Raw genomic sequence first — 2,306 nt, 5'->3', positions numbered from 1 at the left:
GAAATGGTGGCGGGCATCCGCGCCATTCACCTGCGCGTCGCCGATGATCGCGGCTGGCACGACACATGGCGCCCCGCCCGCCCCGAAGACTTGCCGCGCGCCATCGAAATCACGCTGGTGCCGCAAGACGGATCGCCCATCCTCATGAAGTTCCTGGTGGCTGCATGAAGGCCCGCCGCTATCTGCCGGGGAACGAACGTGGCGCGGCCTTGCTGGCCGTGCTGGCGATGGTGGTTCTGCTGGCGGGGTTTGCCAACCTCGGCCTTGCCCGGCTCAGGCTTGCGACAGACCGTATTTCCGGATCGGATGCGCGATCGGCCGCGAACGCGCTTGCGCTTTCCGCCACCTCGGCTGCACGCGAACTTGCCGGGCAACTGAAGGCAAGGGCCAGACGGCAACCCGATGCGCTGACACACCCCATCGCCATCACCACGGATGGAGGCGTTGCCGAACTGCGGTTCAGCGACGGCGGCAATTGTTTCAACCTCAACAGCCTTGGCCGGCAGTCGGCGTCGGCACTGGGCGCCACATCGTCCGGGCAGCAGACACAGGCAGGCCCAGCCGATTTCGCGCGGCTGCTGGCGGCGGCGGGCATCCCCGCAACAGAAGCCGACGCGCTGGCACAAGCAACCGCCGCGCGCCTGCGGCAGACGGGCATGCTGTGGGCCGACGCCAGCGAATGGGTAACGGTTCCGGGCGTGACCGCTGCCCATTGGCAGGCGGCAGGCGCGTTGCTGTGCGCGCTGCCCAACCACGAGGCCGCAGCCATCAACATCAATAGCCTTTCCCCGGCGCAGGCGCCGATCCTGGCTGCAATGGGGCTGGGCGCCGACGAGGCCCGGCGGGCGCTGGCGGCGCGGCCCGCCGGCGGCTGGGGCACGGCCGGTGAATTCTGGCAGCAGGCGTCGGCCTCGGGTGTGCCCGGAACGGCTGCGGCGCAGACGCTCGGCACCAGAAGCCGCTGGCTCGATGTATCGATCGTCGCCAATGCCGGCGCGGCCAGCGCCGAACGCAAGCTTCTGCTCGACACGCGGACCGACCCGGCAAGGGTAGCCGCAAGCACCTGGATCGCGATAAGGGAACAGCCATGAAGCTGCTGCTGCAAACCGCCGACGGCCTGCGCACGCTGGAGGATTCCGGCGGCGCCGATACCCCGATTGTCGGCGTGCTGCCGGGCGACGACATCGCGCTGCACCGGCTGCACCTTGCCGGCGACAACGACGCCGACAGGCTGGAGGACGCGCGGATGCGCGCAACCGATCTTGCTGCGCAACCGATCGAGGAACTGCATGTCGCTACCGGCCACCCGGACGACGATGGCGCATCGTGGGTGGCGATCATCGACCGGGGGCTGATGGCAGGTCACGTCGAACATTTCCGCATCCACGGCGCAAAACCCGCGCACCTGGTGCCTGCCGCCTTGCTGCTGGATGCGCACGACGACCAGCCGACGACGGCACGGTTGGGCGACATGCTGCTGTTCCGCAACGCCGAAATCGCCGGTCTCGTCGATAGCCGGTTGGCGCAGGCAGCGATCGGCGCGGCAGGGCACGCGCCGGCGGCGGAATTTGCGCCCGTCGCACCCGCCGTGCTGCCGCTGGACCTGATGCAGGGCGCGTTCGCGCCGCGCCGCGAATGGTGGAAGGAACAGTCGTTCAGCCGCGCGTTCATGGTGCTTGGCGTGCTGCTGCTGCTGGCACTGCCCGCGCCCGCCTTTCTGGAACGCGCGCGCGACAAGGCGACCACCGCCAGCTACGACGACGCCGTCGTGCAACTGACACAAAAAACGCTGGGCGCAGCACCCGCCGATGCAGTGGAAGGTGCAGCCGCGCTGGCAAAGGCGCGCCATGCCGCCGAAGGGGCAGCGCTTGGTTCGCGCCTCAGTTTTGTCGCGGCACAGACCGGGGCCATTCCCGGCGCCCGCCTGACGCAGGCCGAACTGGGCAATGATGGCGCGTTGCAGCTTGCACTGGGTGGTCCCGCTGATTCCGTGAACCGGCTGGCGGGCGCGTTGATGGCCGGGCCGTTCGATGCCGAAGGCAGCGGCCTTGCGCTGAAGCTCGGCAACAGGCGGACAGGGGTCGTTCGCGGCCAGTCAATGTTGCAGGCAGCGATGGCGCGCTTTGCCGATGCGCGCAGCGACGCTGCAATCATCCGCGCGGCGGGGAAGCCGGCGGCGCTTTCCGGCAATGACATCGTCGCTGCACTACAGGCGGCGGGGCTAGCCGAAAGCCGGGGCGGGGCGAACCCGGCGCAGATCCTCGTTCCGGCCGCGCGATCGACGACGCTGCTGCCGATCCTTGCCC

At 69.3% G+C, this 2,306-nt stretch carries 3 protein-coding genes; all 3 read left to right on the top strand.

The features are described 5' to 3' along the window. The first annotated feature begins 3 nt into the window (after nt 1-3). A complete protein-coding gene (locus AC16JP_RS02710) occupies nt 4-168 on the top strand; it encodes a type II secretion system protein GspJ (RefSeq protein WP_484339064.1) in 165 nt (54 codons plus the stop codon). Further along, complete coding sequence (gene gspK / locus AC16JP_RS02705) at nt 165-1,091, top strand: type II secretion system minor pseudopilin GspK (protein WP_484339063.1); 927 nt, start codon at nt 165-167, stop codon at nt 1,089-1,091. Before AC16JP_RS02710 ends, gspK begins: the two co-directional genes overlap by 4 nt. After that, nucleotides 1,088-2,306: type II secretion system protein GspL (gene gspL, locus AC16JP_RS02700; RefSeq protein ID WP_484339062.1), on the top strand; the 1,219-nt coding region annotated here is incomplete at its 3' end. The genes gspK and gspL, both read left to right, overlap by 4 nt.

This window comes from Sandaracinobacteroides sp., from assembly GCF_057137845.1.
Note: the sequence above shows the minus strand (reverse complement) of the source record. Positions and strands in the feature narration are given on the sequence as shown.